This window comes from Marinitoga sp. 1197, assembly GCF_001021165.1.
Classification (GTDB): Bacteria; Thermotogota; Thermotogae; order Petrotogales; family Petrotogaceae; genus Marinitoga.
This window is the reverse complement of record NZ_AZAY01000002.1, coordinates 54,146-72,669: the sequence shown is the minus strand read 5'-3', so window position 1 is coordinate 72,669 and position 18,524 is coordinate 54,146. Positions and strand designations below refer to the sequence as shown.

Annotated in this window: 17 protein-coding genes; 1 reads left to right on the top strand and 16 read right to left on the bottom strand. The window is 23.0% G+C overall.

Annotation, left to right across the window (positions count from 1 at the left end; translation table 11 throughout):
• The 16 genes from X275_RS00650 to galE all read right to left on the bottom strand — a co-directional run.
• Positions 1-646, bottom strand: a 646-nt coding sequence (locus X275_RS00650; protein WP_047267056.1) for an AAA family ATPase, incomplete at its 3' end; no start/stop codon positions are given.
• 115 nt (positions 647-761) lie between these two features.
• Positions 762-1,850, bottom strand: coding sequence for a glycosyltransferase (locus X275_RS00645; RefSeq protein WP_047267055.1), 1,089 nt, complete (start codon positions 1,848-1,850; stop codon positions 762-764).
• A gap of 8 nt (positions 1,851-1,858) precedes the next feature.
• Positions 1,859-2,869 (bottom strand): glycosyltransferase family protein, encoded by a 1,011-nt coding sequence (locus X275_RS00640; protein WP_047267054.1) that lies wholly within the window; start codon positions 2,867-2,869, stop codon positions 1,859-1,861.
• Positions 2,870-2,878: 9 nt separating this feature from the next.
• Positions 2,879-4,273: a lipopolysaccharide biosynthesis protein gene (locus X275_RS00635; RefSeq protein ID WP_047267053.1), complete on the bottom strand. Its 1,395-nt coding sequence runs from the start codon at positions 4,271-4,273 to the stop codon at positions 2,879-2,881.
• A 1-nt stretch (position 4,274) separates the two neighbouring features.
• Positions 4,275-5,495: a glycosyltransferase family 4 protein gene (locus tag X275_RS00630; RefSeq protein WP_047267052.1), complete on the bottom strand. Its 1,221-nt coding sequence runs from the start codon at positions 5,493-5,495 to the stop codon at positions 4,275-4,277.
• Between the two features lie 10 nt (positions 5,496-5,505).
• Positions 5,506-6,618, bottom strand: coding sequence for a glycosyltransferase (locus X275_RS10930; RefSeq protein ID WP_052913466.1), 1,113 nt, complete (start codon positions 6,616-6,618; stop codon positions 5,506-5,508).
• Between the two features lie 13 nt (positions 6,619-6,631).
• On the bottom strand, positions 6,632-7,564 hold the full coding sequence (locus X275_RS00620) for a GNAT family N-acetyltransferase (RefSeq protein WP_047267051.1): 933 nt from the start codon (positions 7,562-7,564) through the stop codon (positions 6,632-6,634).
• Positions 7,564-8,820, bottom strand: a complete 1,257-nt coding sequence (locus X275_RS00615; protein ID WP_047267050.1) for a DUF7033 domain-containing protein — start codon at positions 8,818-8,820, stop codon at positions 7,564-7,566. Before X275_RS00615 ends, X275_RS00620 begins: the two co-directional genes overlap by 1 nt.
• The gene (locus X275_RS11270) at positions 8,821-8,994 is read right to left on the bottom strand and encodes a hypothetical protein (protein ID WP_197072560.1); all 174 of its coding nucleotides are present in this window, start codon (positions 8,992-8,994) and stop codon (positions 8,821-8,823) included. It lies immediately after the preceding gene.
• 68 nt (positions 8,995-9,062) lie between these two features.
• A complete protein-coding gene (locus X275_RS00610) occupies positions 9,063-10,184 on the bottom strand; it encodes a glycosyltransferase (RefSeq protein ID WP_047267049.1) in 1,122 nt (373 codons plus the stop codon).
• 10 nt (positions 10,185-10,194) lie between these two features.
• Positions 10,195-11,337, bottom strand: a complete 1,143-nt coding sequence (locus tag X275_RS00605; RefSeq protein ID WP_047267048.1) for a hypothetical protein — start codon at positions 11,335-11,337, stop codon at positions 10,195-10,197.
• Between the two features lie 7 nt (positions 11,338-11,344).
• Complete coding sequence (locus tag X275_RS00600; protein WP_084825052.1) at positions 11,345-12,337, bottom strand: glycosyltransferase; 993 nt, start codon at positions 12,335-12,337, stop codon at positions 11,345-11,347.
• A complete protein-coding gene (locus tag X275_RS00595; protein WP_047267047.1) occupies positions 12,334-14,157 on the bottom strand; it encodes a GumC family protein in 1,824 nt (607 codons plus the stop codon). The genes X275_RS00600 and X275_RS00595 overlap by 4 nt, the downstream gene beginning before the upstream one ends.
• A gap of 2 nt (positions 14,158-14,159) precedes the next feature.
• Entirely contained in the window at positions 14,160-15,269 is a 1,110-nt protein-coding gene (locus X275_RS00590; RefSeq protein ID WP_047267046.1) for a glycosyltransferase, read from the bottom strand.
• A 4-nt stretch (positions 15,270-15,273) separates the two neighbouring features.
• Positions 15,274-16,527 carry an exopolysaccharide biosynthesis polyprenyl glycosylphosphotransferase gene (locus X275_RS00585; RefSeq protein ID WP_197072559.1) on the bottom strand — a complete coding sequence of 418 codons (1,254 nt, stop codon included), beginning with the start codon at positions 16,525-16,527 and terminating at the stop codon, positions 15,274-15,276.
• A 121-nt stretch (positions 16,528-16,648) separates the two neighbouring features.
• Entirely contained in the window at positions 16,649-17,659 is a 1,011-nt protein-coding gene (gene galE / locus X275_RS00580; protein ID WP_047267045.1) for a UDP-glucose 4-epimerase GalE, read from the bottom strand.
• 408 nt (positions 17,660-18,067) lie between these two features.
• Between galE and X275_RS10925 the strand changes: the two genes are divergently transcribed.
• On the top strand, positions 18,068-18,502 hold the full coding sequence (locus X275_RS10925; RefSeq protein WP_052913459.1) for a type II secretion system protein: 435 nt from the start codon (positions 18,068-18,070) through the stop codon (positions 18,500-18,502).
• Positions 18,503-18,524: the final 22 nt, after the last annotated feature.

The window sequence follows — 18,524 nt, the reverse complement described above, 5'->3', positions numbered from 1 at the left end:
CTTTTTCAAGATATTTATTGTCTTTTAATGCATTGCCTAATACGTTTCCCATAAACGTTATGAATTTTTCATAGTATCCTTTTAAATATGATTGTTGTATTGGTGTGTCATATTCGTCTATTAATAATATCGCTTTTTTACCGTGATGTTTGTAGAGATATCTGGATAAATCCAATATGCTGTTTTCATATAATGTGTTTTCTCCTTTTCTCCCTAATATCTCTTTTATATCTTCTTTTTCCCATTTATTCAGTCTTTCACTTTCTATTAAATATACGTATTCTCTGTATAAATCACTTATTTTTTTTCTTAATGTACTTATCATCTCTGTATAATTTTTTTCTTTTAAATCCTTAAATGTTAAATAAATTACAGGATATTTATTTAAATGTTTTTCTATTATCTCTTTTTCTTCATATATTTTTAAGTTTTCAAATAGATGTTTATTATCTTCATCATTTTTAAAAAAATACTCCAACATACTCATGTTCAACGTTTTTCCAAACCTTCTTGGTCTGGTTATTAGTATTACCCTGCCTCCTGTTATTATTTCTTTTATTAACATGCTTTTATCTATATAGTATGCATTATCTTCTATTACTGTTTTGAAATCACTGTCTCCTATTGGTAGTCTTTTTAATTTCATCATTTATACCCCCAGTGCGTATTTACTTTATATTCAAATTTATTATTATCATTATATTGATATTATATCATAACCTTCAAATGTGATAAAAAAAGTTCGCACATGCGAACTTTTTTTAGTTTATAATAAACTCAATGAATTTTTTTTCTTTATCTTCTGTCCAAATAAACTTTTCTTTATGTTTTTTTATATTGTTTAATAATTCATCGTAATTATTATACGCTTCTAATATTTTTTCCACTGATTCGTCTACATTTTTCGGATTAATAACAACACCTATTTTTAATTTTTCAACTTCCTTTGCCATTGAAATAAACGTATTTTTTACTATTACTGGTGTTTCTGCTGCTATGGAGTCATAATATTTGTTTGGTAAGGAAAATAAATCATTCTTATAACTTCTATTTTTTATAGTATTAAATGAAATTAAGGAAAAGGATGATTTTGACAATTCTTTTATCATTTGATCATATGGTAAGAATGTTGTATATTCATGAGGTATGTCTTTGAAATAATCTGATTCCATTCCTATTATTCTGAATGAAAAACCTTTTTGATTTAATTTCTTCAAAATTATTTTTTCTTCATCTAAATTTCTATTTATTTTTCCTACAAAAGATATTTCTTTTAACTTTTCTTTTGAGTTTATTGATATTTCTGCATAATTTTTTTGAATATAATAGCTTTTGTTTATACTCAACACACTATATATATCTTCTTGTATATCTTTAGATACAAAAATCAATTTATCTGATAACTTTAATTGTTTTTTGAAAATTTTCCATAATATTTTTTCTTTTATTTGTTTTTTTATTCCAGATAAATTATTTAAGAAATTTTCCGGATGGTGTTCATGTATATCATATATTATTTTTTTCTTTCTTTTTTTGGCTATTCTAAAAGGTTTAATTGGCATACTCGCAAAAAAATGATGCATGTATAATATATCATAATCATAAGCTTGTATAATTTTTAATATTTTTTTATCTAATTTTCTTCTGTTAACAAGCTCCTTCATCTTGTTTTTAACATTAATTTTATACTTTATAGGTATATACTCAATATTATTCTTAATATATCTTTCTTCATTTTTCTCAGTTATATACTGATATATTATTTTATTACTTTTTGATAAAGATTTTACTGTTCTAAAAACTCTTTTATCATATTTCGGGTGCATATATCCTATTATTAGTATTGTCATATTTTCACCTAAATTTTAATTATTTTTACCCATTCATATATATTTTGAGTATTACTTCTTATTACCTCTAAAAACATTTTTGTCATTTTTATTGTATTATATTTTTCTAATATTTCTTTTTGACATTTTTTTGCAAGTTCTTCTCTTTCATCTTCATTTCTTAAATAATATTCTATTTTTTCTTTAAGCTCTTCCAAACTATTATAATACTTTATATTTTTAAATAATATTTCTAATCCTGGAAAATAATGCGGCAAAAAAAAAGTTCCAAATGATAAATAATGCGTTAATCTATCACTAGTATAAAAAGGAATGTTGTTATATGCACTAACTCCTATTCCTATTTTAGTTTTTTTAATCACTTCTATATATTTTTTACCTCGTACTCTCTGCTTATATTTTCCAATATTCATTTTATACATTATTTTTCTGATTATATTTTCATAATCATTATACCCAAAAAAACGAATATTTTTTAATTTTTTTAGATAAGAAATTACTTGATATCGTTCCTTTGAAAAAAAAGAATAATATGAACCCGTAAATACTAAATCATATTTTTTTTTATTATATTTATATTTATATTTTTCTACAATTTCCGGATCAGAAGGATTGAAATAATTTATACTAAATTTTGGCTTTCCATTTTTTGAATATTCTTTTAAAATATCTCCACCTGATGACATAAAAAAATAATCAATATATTTTAAATTATTTAATAACCAAGGTTCAATTTTAGGTCTAATATCCCCATACCACAAAGAAATTATAATTCTTTTTTTTCTAATTTTTTCTAAAGTTTCTGGCTTTATTAATTCCCCCTTTCCAATAAATACTAAATCTTTATTTTGAGATTTTTGTAATAAAAATTCTTGCATTTTTTCTACTCCATATAATCTAGCAATTTCTCTATAATCAAATCTTTCAACATCACAATTATTTCGTTTAAAACCTTTCTCAAAAATTATATCTCCACCTAAATCATGATCTTTAAAAATACCAACATGTAATATTTCCATATTTTCCTCCTATATTATCTTTCCCTTCAATTCTAAATACATTTTAAAATTATATGCTATTATAACTATTAAAAATATTGATTCAATTAAATAAGAATGATTTGATAGAATATAAAAATCATAAGATAAAATAATTGCTATGTTTACAGCATATCTTGAAATTTCAAATTTATACCATATTTTCATAGAAAAATATGTTCTTAGCCAAAAAAATACTACATAAGAAAGACCAGTCGAAATAGATGCTCCAATTGCCCCATAATATTTTACAAGAAAATAATTACCTATAAAATTAACTATTAATGTAATTAAAGATATCCAAAAATGATATTTTGTCTTCTTTTTAAAGTTAATACCCATTACGGTTGTTTCTGATATTGTTATCATAAATGGAATTAATAATAAAAACGGAAATATTTGCGCAGAATCATAATAAATAGGAGCCAATATCTTTACTATAATAAACCTAAAATAAATCAAAATTGAGATAATTAACATCATTATCGATAATATATACATGCTTACTTTATAAAACTTTTCTTTTGAATATCCATTTTCATACCATCTATAAGAAACTGGAACCCAAAAAGTTGTAAATGATGCTTTTATTAAATTTAAAACCACAACAAATTTAAACGCAACTGAGTACAAACCTATTTCATTAAAATTTGTATATATTCTTAAAAATGTTTTATCTAATGAATTAAATAACCAAGATAATAATGCTGCTGGTACAAACGGAACTCCAAAATTAAATAATTCTTTTATAAAATTTTTATCCAAATCTTTAAAGTTAAATTTAAAATATTCTTTATTAACTGTTAATAATAATATACATCGTAAGATTATAGAAATAAAATCAGCTATTATTACCATTCTAAATGTCTTTTCAACATAAAGAAGTAATAATATTAATACAGGAAGATTTATAAGTTTATTAAAAATTGAAAAGAAAGAATATATTTTTGCTTTTTCTTGCATCCTTATCAAGGATAAATTAAAATTTTCAATTGTTCTAAATATTAATGAAAAAGATAATATTACTATTATCATTTTTTCAGAAGAATCAAATAAGAAATAGGATATTTGATTGTTTAGTAAAAATAATAAAATTGAAATCATGATACTAAAAATCATTGGAACAACTAGAACATTTAAAAATAAATAATTCAATTTATTTTTAAATTTATTATATTCTCTTATAAATGCTTGATCAAAACCTGAAATTGCTATTATAGATAATATCTCAAATGCTAAAGTATACATTGAAACTTTTCCAAATTCTGCTGGAACTATAAGCCAACTTATAATGGGTGCACTTATAAATCCCAATATTGCTGAAAATACTGGGCCAATTGAAAACCCAAATAATTTTTTCAAAAAATCTTTTGCTTCATTCTCCATACTATCCTCCAAATATTTTTTTTACTCCTCTTAAAATATGATATACCGGTTTTGCCTTAAAATATAGAATATTTGCACATTTATTCTTTATTAAATCCTTTGTATATTTATTAGTTTCTTCTTCTATTTTATATTTTTCTGTATAAAAATCTAAATTCTCAATTAGCTTTACAAGATCTTTAGCATTTTCTTCCCAATTCAAATACCTTTCTGCATATTTCCTTGAATTCTCTTTATAGCTTTTTATATCTTTATTAATATCAATAAAATATTGCATATTATCAACTAAATCATCAAATTCTATTATTGACTGAGGCCAATAATATCCATCTGATCTTGATACATATTTATTTACTTTTATTAATCTCGAAAATTCATTTTTAGCAAATTCATTCATTGGTCCATCATCTGTTGTTATAATAGCTAATCCAGAAGAAATAGCTTCTATTAAACTTAATCCTATCCCATCTAATTTTGAAGGATACACATATACATCTCCAAGATAGTACAATCCTGGTGCAGATACCGTCTTTTCTATAATTTCTAGTTTTCCTATTTTTATATATTTTTCAATTTTTTCTTTTAATTTGGGATAAAAATTTTTTAGATTCAATTGACTATGTATAATTATTTTAAAATTTCCTTTCAATTTATCAATTGATTTTATAATAAATTCTGTTCCTTTTCTTTCTGGAGAATATCCACACGAATGAAAAAAAACTAATTTATCTTTTTCTTTTTTTTCTTTTGGTTTAAAAAGATTTATATCGGTTCCCCAAGGAATATATACTGCATTCGGATGCCATTTGAATGCTTCATAATGCTTTTTAGTATTACAAATAAGCATATCATAATTTTGAAATAACGGTATTGTTTTTTCTGTATAATAATCAACATAGGCTATAGTTTTAATTTTTTTTCTATTAGCTAATTGAATTGGAGGATACCATTTTTGTTCGTTAAAAATAACTACTTCTATATTATTTTTATCCAACCATTTTTCAAATTCTTTTATATCTATATAAGTTGATATGGGAATAGATATCCTTTTAGACCAATAGACATTTTTTAAATTCCAATTATGATCATCTTTTGCATATCTTTCACCACCGCGTGCATATATAAATACATTATGTCCTTTTTTTTGCAAAATTTTCATATATTGCCTTGATACATATCCAGCTCCTCTTTCAAACCATGTTGTTACAATTCCTATATTCATTTATCATCCCTCATTTTATATTTTCTAAATAATTTTTTGAAACTTTCTCTTCTGTTAAATTTAGAATGGTATTATACATATTATGAATTATTCTTTCTTTAAAAGAATAATCTGAATTTATTATTTTTTCCAATATTTTTTTTAATGATTTCTCATTCCTTGGTTCCACTAAAAAACCATTATATTCATTTTTTATTATTCCATCTATTCCCCAACCTTTAGCACCTATTATTATATTTCCTTTAGCCATAGCTTCAAGATATGCTAATCCAAAAGTTTCTGGAGAACTTATCATCATAAATACATCTGAATATTTTAAATATTCTAGTACTTCTTTCCTTTCTTTCATACCTAAAAATTTTACTCTTTCTTTTAAATTCTTTTTATCAACTAATTTTTCTAAATTTTCTTTTTCTTCTCCATCACCAATAATAATATATTCCCAATTATATTTTTTAAGATTTGCTAAAACATTTATATTCACATCTATATTTTTTAATTTTTGTAATAAAGAAACTGTTATAAATCGAATCTTTTCTTTATTTTTCCAACTATTTATTTTATTTTTAAAAAATTCTTTTGATTCTATTTCTGCTTTATTAATTCCAGAATTAGCTACAAATATCTTATTCTCATATTTTGGATATATTTTTAAAAATCTTTGTTTTATAGGTTTAGATCTACAGGCAATTTTATAAGTATTATCTATTATATTTTCATAACTTTTTATCCGTCTTAAATCGCTATTATGAATTCCTATAATATAATCAGCACCATATTTCTCAGCTATTTTTCCCATCCAAATAAATGAATCCGACATATGAGCTATTACTTTATCTGGAATATAATTAATTTTTTGAAGTAATTTATTAATTTTATATGGAAAATATATCTTTGTTCTTGGTAATCTGTAAACTGGTATATTATATACTTTTACATTATCCAAAATAAAAAAATTTTTATATTTTCTTATTTTTTTAGATGGTATAAAGTATGGTCTAATTACAACAACTTTATGATCTTTAATCCAATATTTTACAAAGTTATGTAAAGCATAACTTATTTCTTTAATACTATGTCCTGGATATGCTGGATACAAAGATGAAACAAATAAAATATTCATATTATCACCTTTATTAAAAAAATAATTTTAAAATCAGATTATTCACTTTATAAACATTAAAATACATTTTTTGTACGGCACCAAAACTTCTGAAATATTTTTCAATAGATTCTATCATACTACCTTCAAAATCAAAATTCAAATTATTTTTAATGGCAAATTTTATTCCTTCATAAATAATTAAATTCATTGCTCCTGTATCTTTTTTCTCTGGATTTATTCCACCCATTAAATAATAAACACTATCTTTATCATATACAAAAAATCCAGCTGCATGTATTTCGTTATTTTTATCTTTAGCAAATAATATTTTTACGCTATTTCTTTCTTTTGATTTTATATATATTTTCTCAACTAAATTTAATGTGTAAGAAATCTTTTGTTTTTTTCTTTCAAATGTCATCTTATTTATTTTATAAAATGTTTTATAATCATCTGTTTCAATTATTTTTATGCCTTGTTCTTTTACTTTTTTCATTCTTCTTCTTATATCAGAATGAAAATTTTTCTCTATTTCTTGTAATGTGTTGTTTTTTTCTATTACATATGTATATCTTGTAGTTTGTTTAAAGCCATTCCAATAAAAAGGTAACCAATTTTGATAATTATAATCCCAATTTTGTGAATAAAAATCAAATTTCGGCAATTGCTTTATTAATTCTATCATCACTTTTTTTTCCCATGATATCTTTTTATAATAACTTTGTTTTTTTGGATATTTTATATATGGGCCTAATTTTTGTGTTAATTTGGGCATTGTTAATAATGTTAATGTATACTTTTTTTTCTTATAATACGGCAAGCTTCCCCAGATTTCTCCTCCACTTTCAAAAAGAGCCACATCCCAATTTTCTCTTCCACAAACTGCATCTAACCACCAATATTGGCTAAAAATTGGAATCTTCTCTTTTTCACAAAATTGAATATATTTTTCTTTATTATTCATCAATTCCACTCCAATTTTCTAAATATATCTTTTGCATTTATATAATTATATCCTCTATTAATAACATATTTTAATGTTTCTTTATAAACCCATTCCCAATTTTTCCATTGGGATGTATAAAAGGACGAGTTATGCCATAAAAATGTGAATATACCATTATATTTTTTTATTTTTTCTATTATATTTTTTATTTTTTCAAATCCTTTTTCAGGTGATATATTCATATATTTATTTGATTGTAATGTTCCATCCATAATGATTAAAGGTACTTCAATTAAATTATATTCTTTATTTTTATTAAAATTATATGGTTTAAATGGTTTTGATGTTCCAAATCTAAAACCTATGTGTTCAGCATATCCACCCGTTGTATCTAGTTTTATTCCAGATTTTTCTAATATTTCATATGTTTTTGTAATATCAAAAATTAAATAATGCGCTCTTCCTGATATTATTTTATCATTAAATATTTCTTCTATTTTTTTGATATCATTATTCATTCTATTTTCATCAAGATATCTTACATCATAATGTATTCCTATATCTCCATCTATTTCTTTTATTTGTTTTTTTATGTTTACTAAGTATTTTTTGTTTTTATTTAAATTGTATCCACCATCAGTTTTTTTAGGTTGTATATCTGGCATAAAAAAGAATGTTCCTTTTGTTCCATACTTTTTATGAATCTCAATTAAATTATTTATATCATATGGATCTTTATTTTTTGATTTTCTTTTTATTTTATCAAACACTATAGTTGAATCTTTTCTTTTAATTATATCCCCTAATATTCCTCTATAAAAATTTTTCCCTTTTAATAAATATAGATGATCTATATCATGTGTTATAAAAATTTGTGGATTTTTGGCTTTATATTCTAACTTTAAATTCTTTCTAATTTCTTCTAATAAAATATCCACTATTGGTTCTTCTGTTATTTCTTTTTTATATTGAAAACTTTCTTTATATGGAAATCTTCCATATTTATCTTTTTTATCATTATGGATATATTCCCAGTATCCAGATAAAAAGAAGAACATTGTTCCTATATAATCATTGTTAAAAGTTTTTCCATTAAAATCTTTTAATAGTTCATTATCTCTTTTCTCCCAAAATTTGTATATTGGATATTTTATCTTATTATTAATTATATAAAAACCTTTATCTATTTCAATTTTTATTTTATCTTTAAATTGAATATTGAAATAGTTGGTTATATAATCTTTAATATTATTTTCATTTAAATTTACATGCATTTATACCATCCTTTGTAATATCTCCACAATTTTAATTCCAGCATTCCCATCACCATATATATTTTCTGGATAGTATTCTTCTTCTCCATTAAATACCTTATCATATAAATTATTTTCATTTGCAAGTTTATTCCATTTAAATTTTATTAATTCGCGCCATCCTGTATCTGGCATTATTATTATTGCTTGTTTTTGAGCAAAATAGGCTTCTTTTTGTAAACTGCGGCCTTGCTCCTATTAAACTAATTATTTTCATCCTTTTCCTCCAGAATTTTTTCAATTACAGGTTTCATTTTTACATCCCATGAAAGATGTTTTTCAGCATATACTCGCATTTCATTGATATAATCATTACCTTTTACTGAGTTGAAAAATTTTATTATTTCATTGATATTTATAGGACTATCATCATTTTTAACTTTTAAAGCATATTTAAAGTTAGTAAAATCAGAATCTTCTGAAGATATCACAAAAGGTAGCCCTCGAGCACAGTATTCTCTACTTTTCAACGCACTTTCTTTCAATAAACCTTTTCTATGATTGCCCAAACTACCTATTCCTATATCAGCTATATTGAATAATTCATCCAATTCTTTTTCTTTTTTAAACCCATGAAAAATAACAAACTTTTCAAGATTTAAACTTTTCGTTAATCTTTTTAAATTTTCCAATTCTTCACCTTCACCTACTATATTAAAATAAATTTCTTCATTGGGTATATTATTATAATATTCATATAATCCTTTAATAATTCTATCATAACCATGCCATTTACTAACATTAGCAACACCCATTAAATTTAATCCTTCATGTTTTTTGAAATTTCTAATAGGTATATTTTTTACATCTATTCCATTATTAATTTTTATAGTTTTTATACCAAAAATTTCCTCATGTTCAGAAAATGTCACAACATAATCAACATATTTTTTTAATTTGTTGTTGAATATCATATCTATAAGATTTAGAATTCTATCTTTTGATGTTTTTCCTTCTTTTTCGAAAGGATACGTTGGTATTTCTAAAAAAATTTTTATTTTCTTCAATTTAAATTTTTTCAATATACTTACAAAATAAAAATCTGTATATGGATATCTTATATACAGATTTTTTACATTATTCTCTTCTACAATTTTATGTAAATATTTATACATATAAACTCTTTTTTCTATCTTATTTCTAAAAGTTATTATTGTTTTTCTATCTTCATTTTCGTTAATAAAACACATATTAAATTTGTTAAAATATATAAGTCCTGTTTTTATATGATTATTAAAGACTTTATATTGAGAAAATATCTTTTTTTTTACACCATAATAATTTTTATCTTCTAAATTATAATGAGTAAAATATAGTAAATTCAATTAAATCACCTCAAAGAGAAAAATACGATAACAATCCTTCCATTATTAAAAATATACTATATATAAATTTATAATCTATTAATTTTTCTACTTTTATATCTGTTTCATTTAAAACAAAAAACACGAAAAACAAGATTATTATAGCTCTTTGTCTTATATCCGCACTACCATATACAACTTGATATACAGAAAAAGTTAAAAAAGAAATTGAAAAACTAAACAAAGAATCGGTTTTTATTTTATTTAAATAAAAATACTTTTTTATATCTATAATAAATATTATTATTACTACAGGGAATAAGAAATAAAAAATAATATGTAAAAAATAATATATATATCCCTGAGATTTCAAAAATGGTTGTTCAAAATAATTTTCATGAAATAAAAATCTTATCGGTGTCGGTCCAAAAAAACTTCTAATTGGTGAAGTCAGCGAAAAACCAAGACTACTATCTCCAGATTTTTCCATCACATCTAACACAGAAAATATAGTTTCACTATATATATATATAATTATTGATATAAAAAAAAAGATTGATATATAAAAAACTATTAAATGTTTAGCTTTTAATTTTTTATTTTTAATAAACGGTAATATTAACAAAAAATAGAAAAATTTAAAAAACGGTCGAACTAAATCTATAAAAAAAACACTTATATATATTATTACAGATTGAAATATTTTATTTTTTATTTTTTGTAAAAGATAAATTCCTAATAAACCAACAATTATTATGTAATTATCTTTAAAAAAATTTACATTGGTATATATTAAAGTATGATTCATGTATAAAATAAAAAAATATAAATTATTCAACTTTTCAGAAATCAACATTATTAACAGAAATACAATATTTGACTGAATATATAATGCAAAATATGCATTTTTAAGGGGATATATCATTATTCTTAAAAAAAGAGGATATTGATAAAATAAATAATGATTTATATCTGATAAGAAAGTTTTAAATGCTGTATAATATAGGTATGTATCTGAAGGTTTAGGCTCTACCTGATAAACTGCCTCATAATTTTGAATACCAAATAAGAATATTAATGATATTATTAAAAGATTATATATTAAAAAATGAGATTCTCTTTTTTGTTTATATGAAATATAAATAGCATATATAATAATCAATATTCCAATCATTAATAAATCAGCTCCAAAGTATTTTCTTCAAATTTTTTATTCCAAATTCAAAATCAAATTTATTTTTATGATTATAAGTTCTGAAATCTAAATTATAAAACTCTAATATTCTTTCTTTTGCTTCTTCTATATTTTCTACTATAAACTGATATTCTAAAAGATATTTATTTATTTCTGTATTATAAGCAACAATTGGCAAATTTGCATTTATTGCCTCAATTAAAGCCATCGGCATCATTTCATTTATTGAAGAAAAAAAATAAAGATCCGTTGCTAAAAGATATTTTTCAACATCATCTACAAGCCCCAACCATATTATATTTTTTTGTAAATTGTTTTTTATTATTGCATTTTCTGGTCCATCACCTAAAATCAAAAACTTAATATTATTATATTCTTTAAATTCTTTTGCTAATTTTATTATATGTGATACATTTTTACCTTTTTTAAACATTCCGCTAAACGTTACTACATAATCCTTAGGCAAAAAGTTTAATTGTTCTCTTATTTTGTTTCTAATACTATCTCTTTCATTTATAGAATACTTATTAATATAAAAATTAGGGAAAAAATATTTTTTTATTTTTATATACTTACTCATATTGTTTTCTATAATAGGTGTTATTTGTATGAATCCATCGCATATTGAATTAATCATTTTAGAAAGTATACTCATTTTTTTCTTAGAATAGTTCAAATGCTGTATATAATATATTTTAGGTCTTTTATTTTTAAATTTGTATTTTAAAAATAATTTCAAGAGATTTCTATTAGTATGAACAAAAAGAGTATCCTTATCATTTTCTTTTAAATTTTTTTTACTTAAATATTTTATTTTATTTTTTTCAAGGTTTTCTAAAAACTTATTATCAAAATATTCAGCAACTATATAGTTTTCTATTTTTAACTTATTTAAAACTTTTGCATAATTAACAGCAACATTTTCTCCGCCACCAAAACGAAATTTATCCAACAATTGAAAAATTCTCAATTTTATCATCCTTTTTGGAAATATATTATTTTTACATTTTTATTTTTATCCAAAATATCTATTAGATCCTGGATATAAAATTCATTTGCTATTACATAAAATATATCTATATGATCTTTATATAAGGAATACTTAAATGAATTAATACCATTAATCATAGTTAACATAAATTGATCATTTTTATTTTTAAAATCATTAAATTCTTCTATAATTTTTTCTTTATTATTATTATTATTATTATCCATTATAATCTTAAAATCATATAAGAAAAAAGCTTCCAAAATTTCTTCTTTTAAATATTCTAATTCTTCAGAAAATAATATTCCTATCTTTTTATATCCATTTAATTTCGAATATATTGCAATATTTGAAATATCTTTTATTTCACTAAAGGTAAAATCAGGTCCTCCATATATATTTCGCAATTTATATAAACTATCTATCCTTTGATTAAAGGCTTCTTTTAAATTAACAACAAACATTGATAAAAATATCGAAAATATAAATCCTATAGCTAAACCTAATTTTTTATTTGGTGCTGCAGAACTCTCTGGTATATATACTTTATTTATAACAATAAATTTATCTTTTAACATCGAAACTTTTAATTTCTCGTTTTCTAATGTGTTTAAATACATTTGATATTTTAATTCGAGCATTTTTTGATTCTTCTTTAGTTGTAAATATTCATATGTCGGTCCTATTTTATTATTTATTTCTCTATCAATCTTATTTAAAATCCCTTCATATGTTTTCTTTAATAAATCCATATTATCCAATGAGGACAATATGGATGTATATTCTTTATAAAGTTCTTTGTCTATACTTGCTAAAAATGCTAATTTATTCTTATTTAGTTCATTTTGAAGAAGAGAATTATATTCTTCATTTAAAGTTTTAATAGTTGTTTCAAGTTCAAAAACTTTTGGCGATTGTGGAGATAATAGCTTAGTTGTTTCTAATTCAATTTTTAAGTTAATAATTTTACTTTTTATATTCTTTAATTCACTATTAGAATTAAATATTAATAATTTCTTTAAGTCTGTGTCTATATTATTTATACTATTTTCAATATTAATCTTTCTTAATTCGTAATCTGCTTTTTGATTTTCTATCGATAATAGGTTAGTATATGTTTTAATATAATAATCTATTAAATAACCATTCGTCTCATTTTCTGTAATCTTATTTATAGCTTTAAATTTTACTATTTTCTCATTTATATTATCTAATTCTTGTGAAATTTGATCAAATTTTTCTTTTATTTGATTAATTAAAATTTCAGATTTTTTCATATCAATACTCTTTGTATAACTACTATAATATTTATACATAAGAGAAATGATTGAAGCAGCATAGGTTGGATTTATAGTTCTTACTTTTATTTCCACAATATTCGGATTTTCTTTTTTTGGAAAAAAATGTATAGAATTTTTCAAATATCTTATTGCTGATCTTTTAGAATACTTTACTTTAAAAAGTTTTTGATATAAGGTTAGTTTACTATTTAAAAAATCTACCATATTTAAATCTTCAACCACTTTTTCTAATACATCATCAGAAATCATTCTATTTAATTCAATTGAAACACTTGAATTAGAGCTTCCTCCTAAATTTCCTAAAATATTTAGCTCCGATATATTTTGGATAGATGCATTTTCATTATATTCAATAACTTGTTTTGCCTCCCAATATTTAACTGCTATATATTTCAAATAAAAAACTGTAATAAACATTATAAATAAAATTATCACGAAAAATAAAATTTTATTTTTTTTAATTGAATATAATAGGCTATTAATAGAATTATTTATTTTTTTATCATCCATTTTTATCCTCCCAAGACTTTTATAATGTTATTTTTAAATATATCCAGAGAAAAGTTTTTAGCTCTTTTTATTATTTCTTCTTTTTTAAAATTTCCATTTATAACTTCTAAAATTGCATTTTTCAATGCTTCAGAATTTTTTGGAGGAACAATCTTCCCCGTTATTCCATTTATATTATGAAAAGATGTTCCTGTCCCTAACTCTGTGGTTATTACAGGAACTCCACACGCCATTGCTTCAATTGCTACTAACCCAAATGCTTCACCTCTATCTATTGAGGGTAATACAAAAACGTCTGCTGCAGAATAATACTCTGGCATTTTATTATAAGGAATATGGTTAATAAAAATTACTTTATTATTTATTTTTTCTGATTTTACCATTTTCTCCAATTTTTTTTTCTTTGGTCCATTACCAATAATAACTGTAAAATAATTTTTTGGTAATTTTTTTGTTGCTTCTATCAAATATTCTAATCCCTTATATCTTCCTAATCTTCCAATATACATAACTATTTTCGCATCTTTTTTCATTATTGATAATTTATCTAATATATTCTTTTTCATATTATTAGGTCTATAAAAAAAGTGATTTGTATTTACAAATAAAGGAATTATCTCTATTTTATTTGTAAATTTCGATAAAACAGGAGAGGTTTTTATGATATTTGGAGAAGTCACAATTATTTTATCCATCTTTTTTAAATAATTAAAAACTATGTAATTGTTATATAGCTTCCCCAATTTTCCTCTCCCAGTAATATCAGCATGATAAAATGAAATTTTTTCTACATTCTTTATATCTTTAAATAGAAAAAACATTTCTGGCTGAAATGCTGGAAAATGAAAAATTATTTTTCTTACCTCTTTGGAAATTTTTTTTAAATAGCTATTATATTGAAAAGATATTCTTACTGGGTCTTTTCTTAAAATCGTCTTTAACCTATAAACTTTTACTCCATCAATATTTTCAATAATAAATTTATTTTCATTATTGAAAGTTATTACAAATGACTCTTTAAAATATTGCTTCCCTATTTTTGAAATTTCTTTTGCTACTACTTCAACACCACCCATTTCTGGCGGGAACATCTTTACAACATTTAATAGCATACAATTATATTCCTTTCTTCCAAAATATTGCTTCTATTGTTTGCATTATTATTTTTAAATCTAAAAGCGTTGTTCTATTTTTTACATAATATAAATCATAACTTGTTTTTATTTTTGTTTCTTCTAATGTGGTTGGGTATTTATAATTAATTTGAGCCCAGCCTGTTAATCCGGGCTTCACTTTATGTCTAAATTCATAAAAAGGAATTAACTCATTAAATTGTTTTACAAATCCTGGTTGTTCTGGTCTTGGACCAACAAACGACATTTCACCTTTCAAAATATTAATAAACTGGGGTATTTCATCAAGTCTTATTGGCCTAATTATTTTACCAGATTTCATTATTCTATTTCTTTCTTTATCAGCAAATTTTTCTGCTTTATTTTTATTATTATACATACTTCTAAATTTTATCAACACAAACTCTTTTTCATCTTTGCCAATTCTTTTTTGCTTGAATATTATAGGTTTGCCATTTTCAATAAATATTGCTATACTAATTAACAAAAAAACTGGAGATAATATAATTAATGCTATTAACGATATAAATATATCAACAATTCTTTTTGCTGGTGATTCTTTTATTTCGCTAAAAGCCACTTCATAGTGTGATTTAAATTTTTCAGCAACCTGTATAGGTATCCTCTTTAAAAATCTCTCTACAATCACTGGTAAATACTCAACTTTTATGCCATTCTCTTTAAATTCATTTATTTCATCAATTACTAATTTTTCTAATTTAGGATCTGCTACTAATACACCATCATATACTTTAATTAATTTTTTTAATTTGACTGGCGAGGGATTTATATATTCAACAAATTGCAATTTCCCAAGACTTTTTTTCTCTATTTCATTCATTAATTTATACCATTCTTCTTTTTTGCCTATCACTATATATTTTTTTGGTGTTATATTTTTTATTAACATATAATAACTAATTTTATGTACCAAAGGAAGCACAATTATATTAAACAAAAAATTATCAAGAAAATATTCTTTCGAAATATATTTATCAAATATCGCATAAAAGGATAAAATAACTATAAATCCCAACATCATACCAGCAAAAACTCTAATTATTGTATCATTCCAGCTCTCTATATTTTCAAAATCATATGTTCTAAATGCGTAAATTCCAAGATATATTAATGTTGAAAATATAAATGATATATATATGTTTTGAGTTATATATAAATTAAAAACCATTAAAAATATATAATCAATTAATTTTAAAAAATTTGAATTTATTTTCATTTCATGCCTCCAACTGTATTTTCTTTCAAATCTAATTATAGCACAAATTTCACATTTTGTTTTTATAGTAAAATAAGAAATTGTTAAATTTAGCAAAAAAACGAGAACCAGTTGGTTCTCATTAATCATAACCATTAGGATTATTCTTTTGCCAGTTCCATGAATCTCTGCACATATCGACTAAATTTCTTTCTGCTTTCCATCCTAATTCTTTTAAAGCCTTTGTTGGATCTGCATATATTTGATCTACATCACCAGGTCTTCTATTTGTTATTTCATAAGGTATTTTTATGTTATTTGCTTTTTCAAATGCTTTTACTACATCTAAAACGCTATATCCTACGCCGGTTCCAAGATTATATACTTTTACACCTTCTTCATTCATTATTTTTTCCAATGCTTTTATATGTCCAATTACTAAATCCACAACATGTATATAATCTCTCACTCCTGTTCCATCATGAGTATTATAATCGTTCCCAAATACATATAATTTTTCTCTTTTCCCAACTGCTACCTGCGTAATGTATGGCATTAAATTGTTTGGTATACCATTTGGATCTTCGCCAATTTTTCCTGATTCATGTGCTCCTATTGGATTAAAGTATCTTAATAATGCTATGCTCCATTCATTATCTGATATGTATAAATCTTTTAATATTTCTTCTATGAATAACTTTGTTCTTCCATATGGGTTTGTTGCTGATAATGGTGCATCTTCTGTTATTGGAACTTTTTCAGGATTACCATATACTGTTGCTGATGAACTGAAAACTATTTTTTTTACATTTTTTTCCTTCATTATTTCCAATAGATTTAAAGTTCCAGTTATGTTGTTATGATAATATTTCAAAGGTATTGCTACAGATTCGCCAACAGCCTTTAAACCTGCAAAATGTATTACTGCATCTATTTGATTTTCATCAAATATTTTTTCTACATCTTTTTTGTTTAATAAATCTATTTCATAGAATTTGAAATCTTTTCCTGTTATTTCTTTTATTCTATTTAAAACCTCTGGTTTGCTATTTGAAAAATTATCTAAAACTACAATTTTATATCCTGCATTTAAAAATTCTATACATGCATGAGAACCTATATACCCTGCTCCACCTGTTATTAATATCGCCACAATTCCACCTCCGTCATTTTTCTTTTTCTATTCTTAAATTATTGTAATATAATACTTTTTAGATAAAATATATTATAACATAACATTATTTACTTTAATATATAAAAAATTAAATTATTTAGATTTTTCATTGTCATTTTTCTCGTTTCATGATATAATATTATTGTTTTATAAAAATTTAATACGATGTCTAAAAAGTCAAATTCACTCAGACAGCTTGATTGCTAATCCTTAAAATTATTCTTTCTCTGCCGTCGCTCAAACAATACATCGTGTATTGTTTCGCTCAAAATTACTTCCATGTAATTTTGACGGCTTTCATTCATAATTTTAAGGGCAATCTTCGAGTCTTCGTTTCATTTGAGACTTTTTAGACGTCTTAAAAATTTAATATAAGGGGGTATGGGGATGGCTTTGAAAAATAAAGCTGGATTTTCTTTGTATGAAGTGCTTATTGTACTGGCGGTTATTGCTATTCTGGGAGCATTTGCTGTTCCTATGGTAAATAATGTTGTAATGAAGGCGAAGATGACAAAGATTATAAACGATATGAAGGTTCTGGAAAATTCTGTTATTCAGTATTATTACAATGAGGATTCTTTGCCAACCGATATCAACGCTTTAATTGCTGGAAATTATCTTGAGAACTCTGTTGACGGTATTGATTTTAGTGTTAACAGCAATGTTGTTTATGTGTTTTATACCAATGAATTCGATAAGGCTGATTCTCTTGAAAATTTGGATGCTACTTTAAAATGGAGTGGTTCTAATACAGATTTTTCTTCACTTGATGATACACCTTCTGATACTAAAAAATATCCAGTTTTAAAGGTTATTTTTTAATATTATAAAAACATATGCCAAT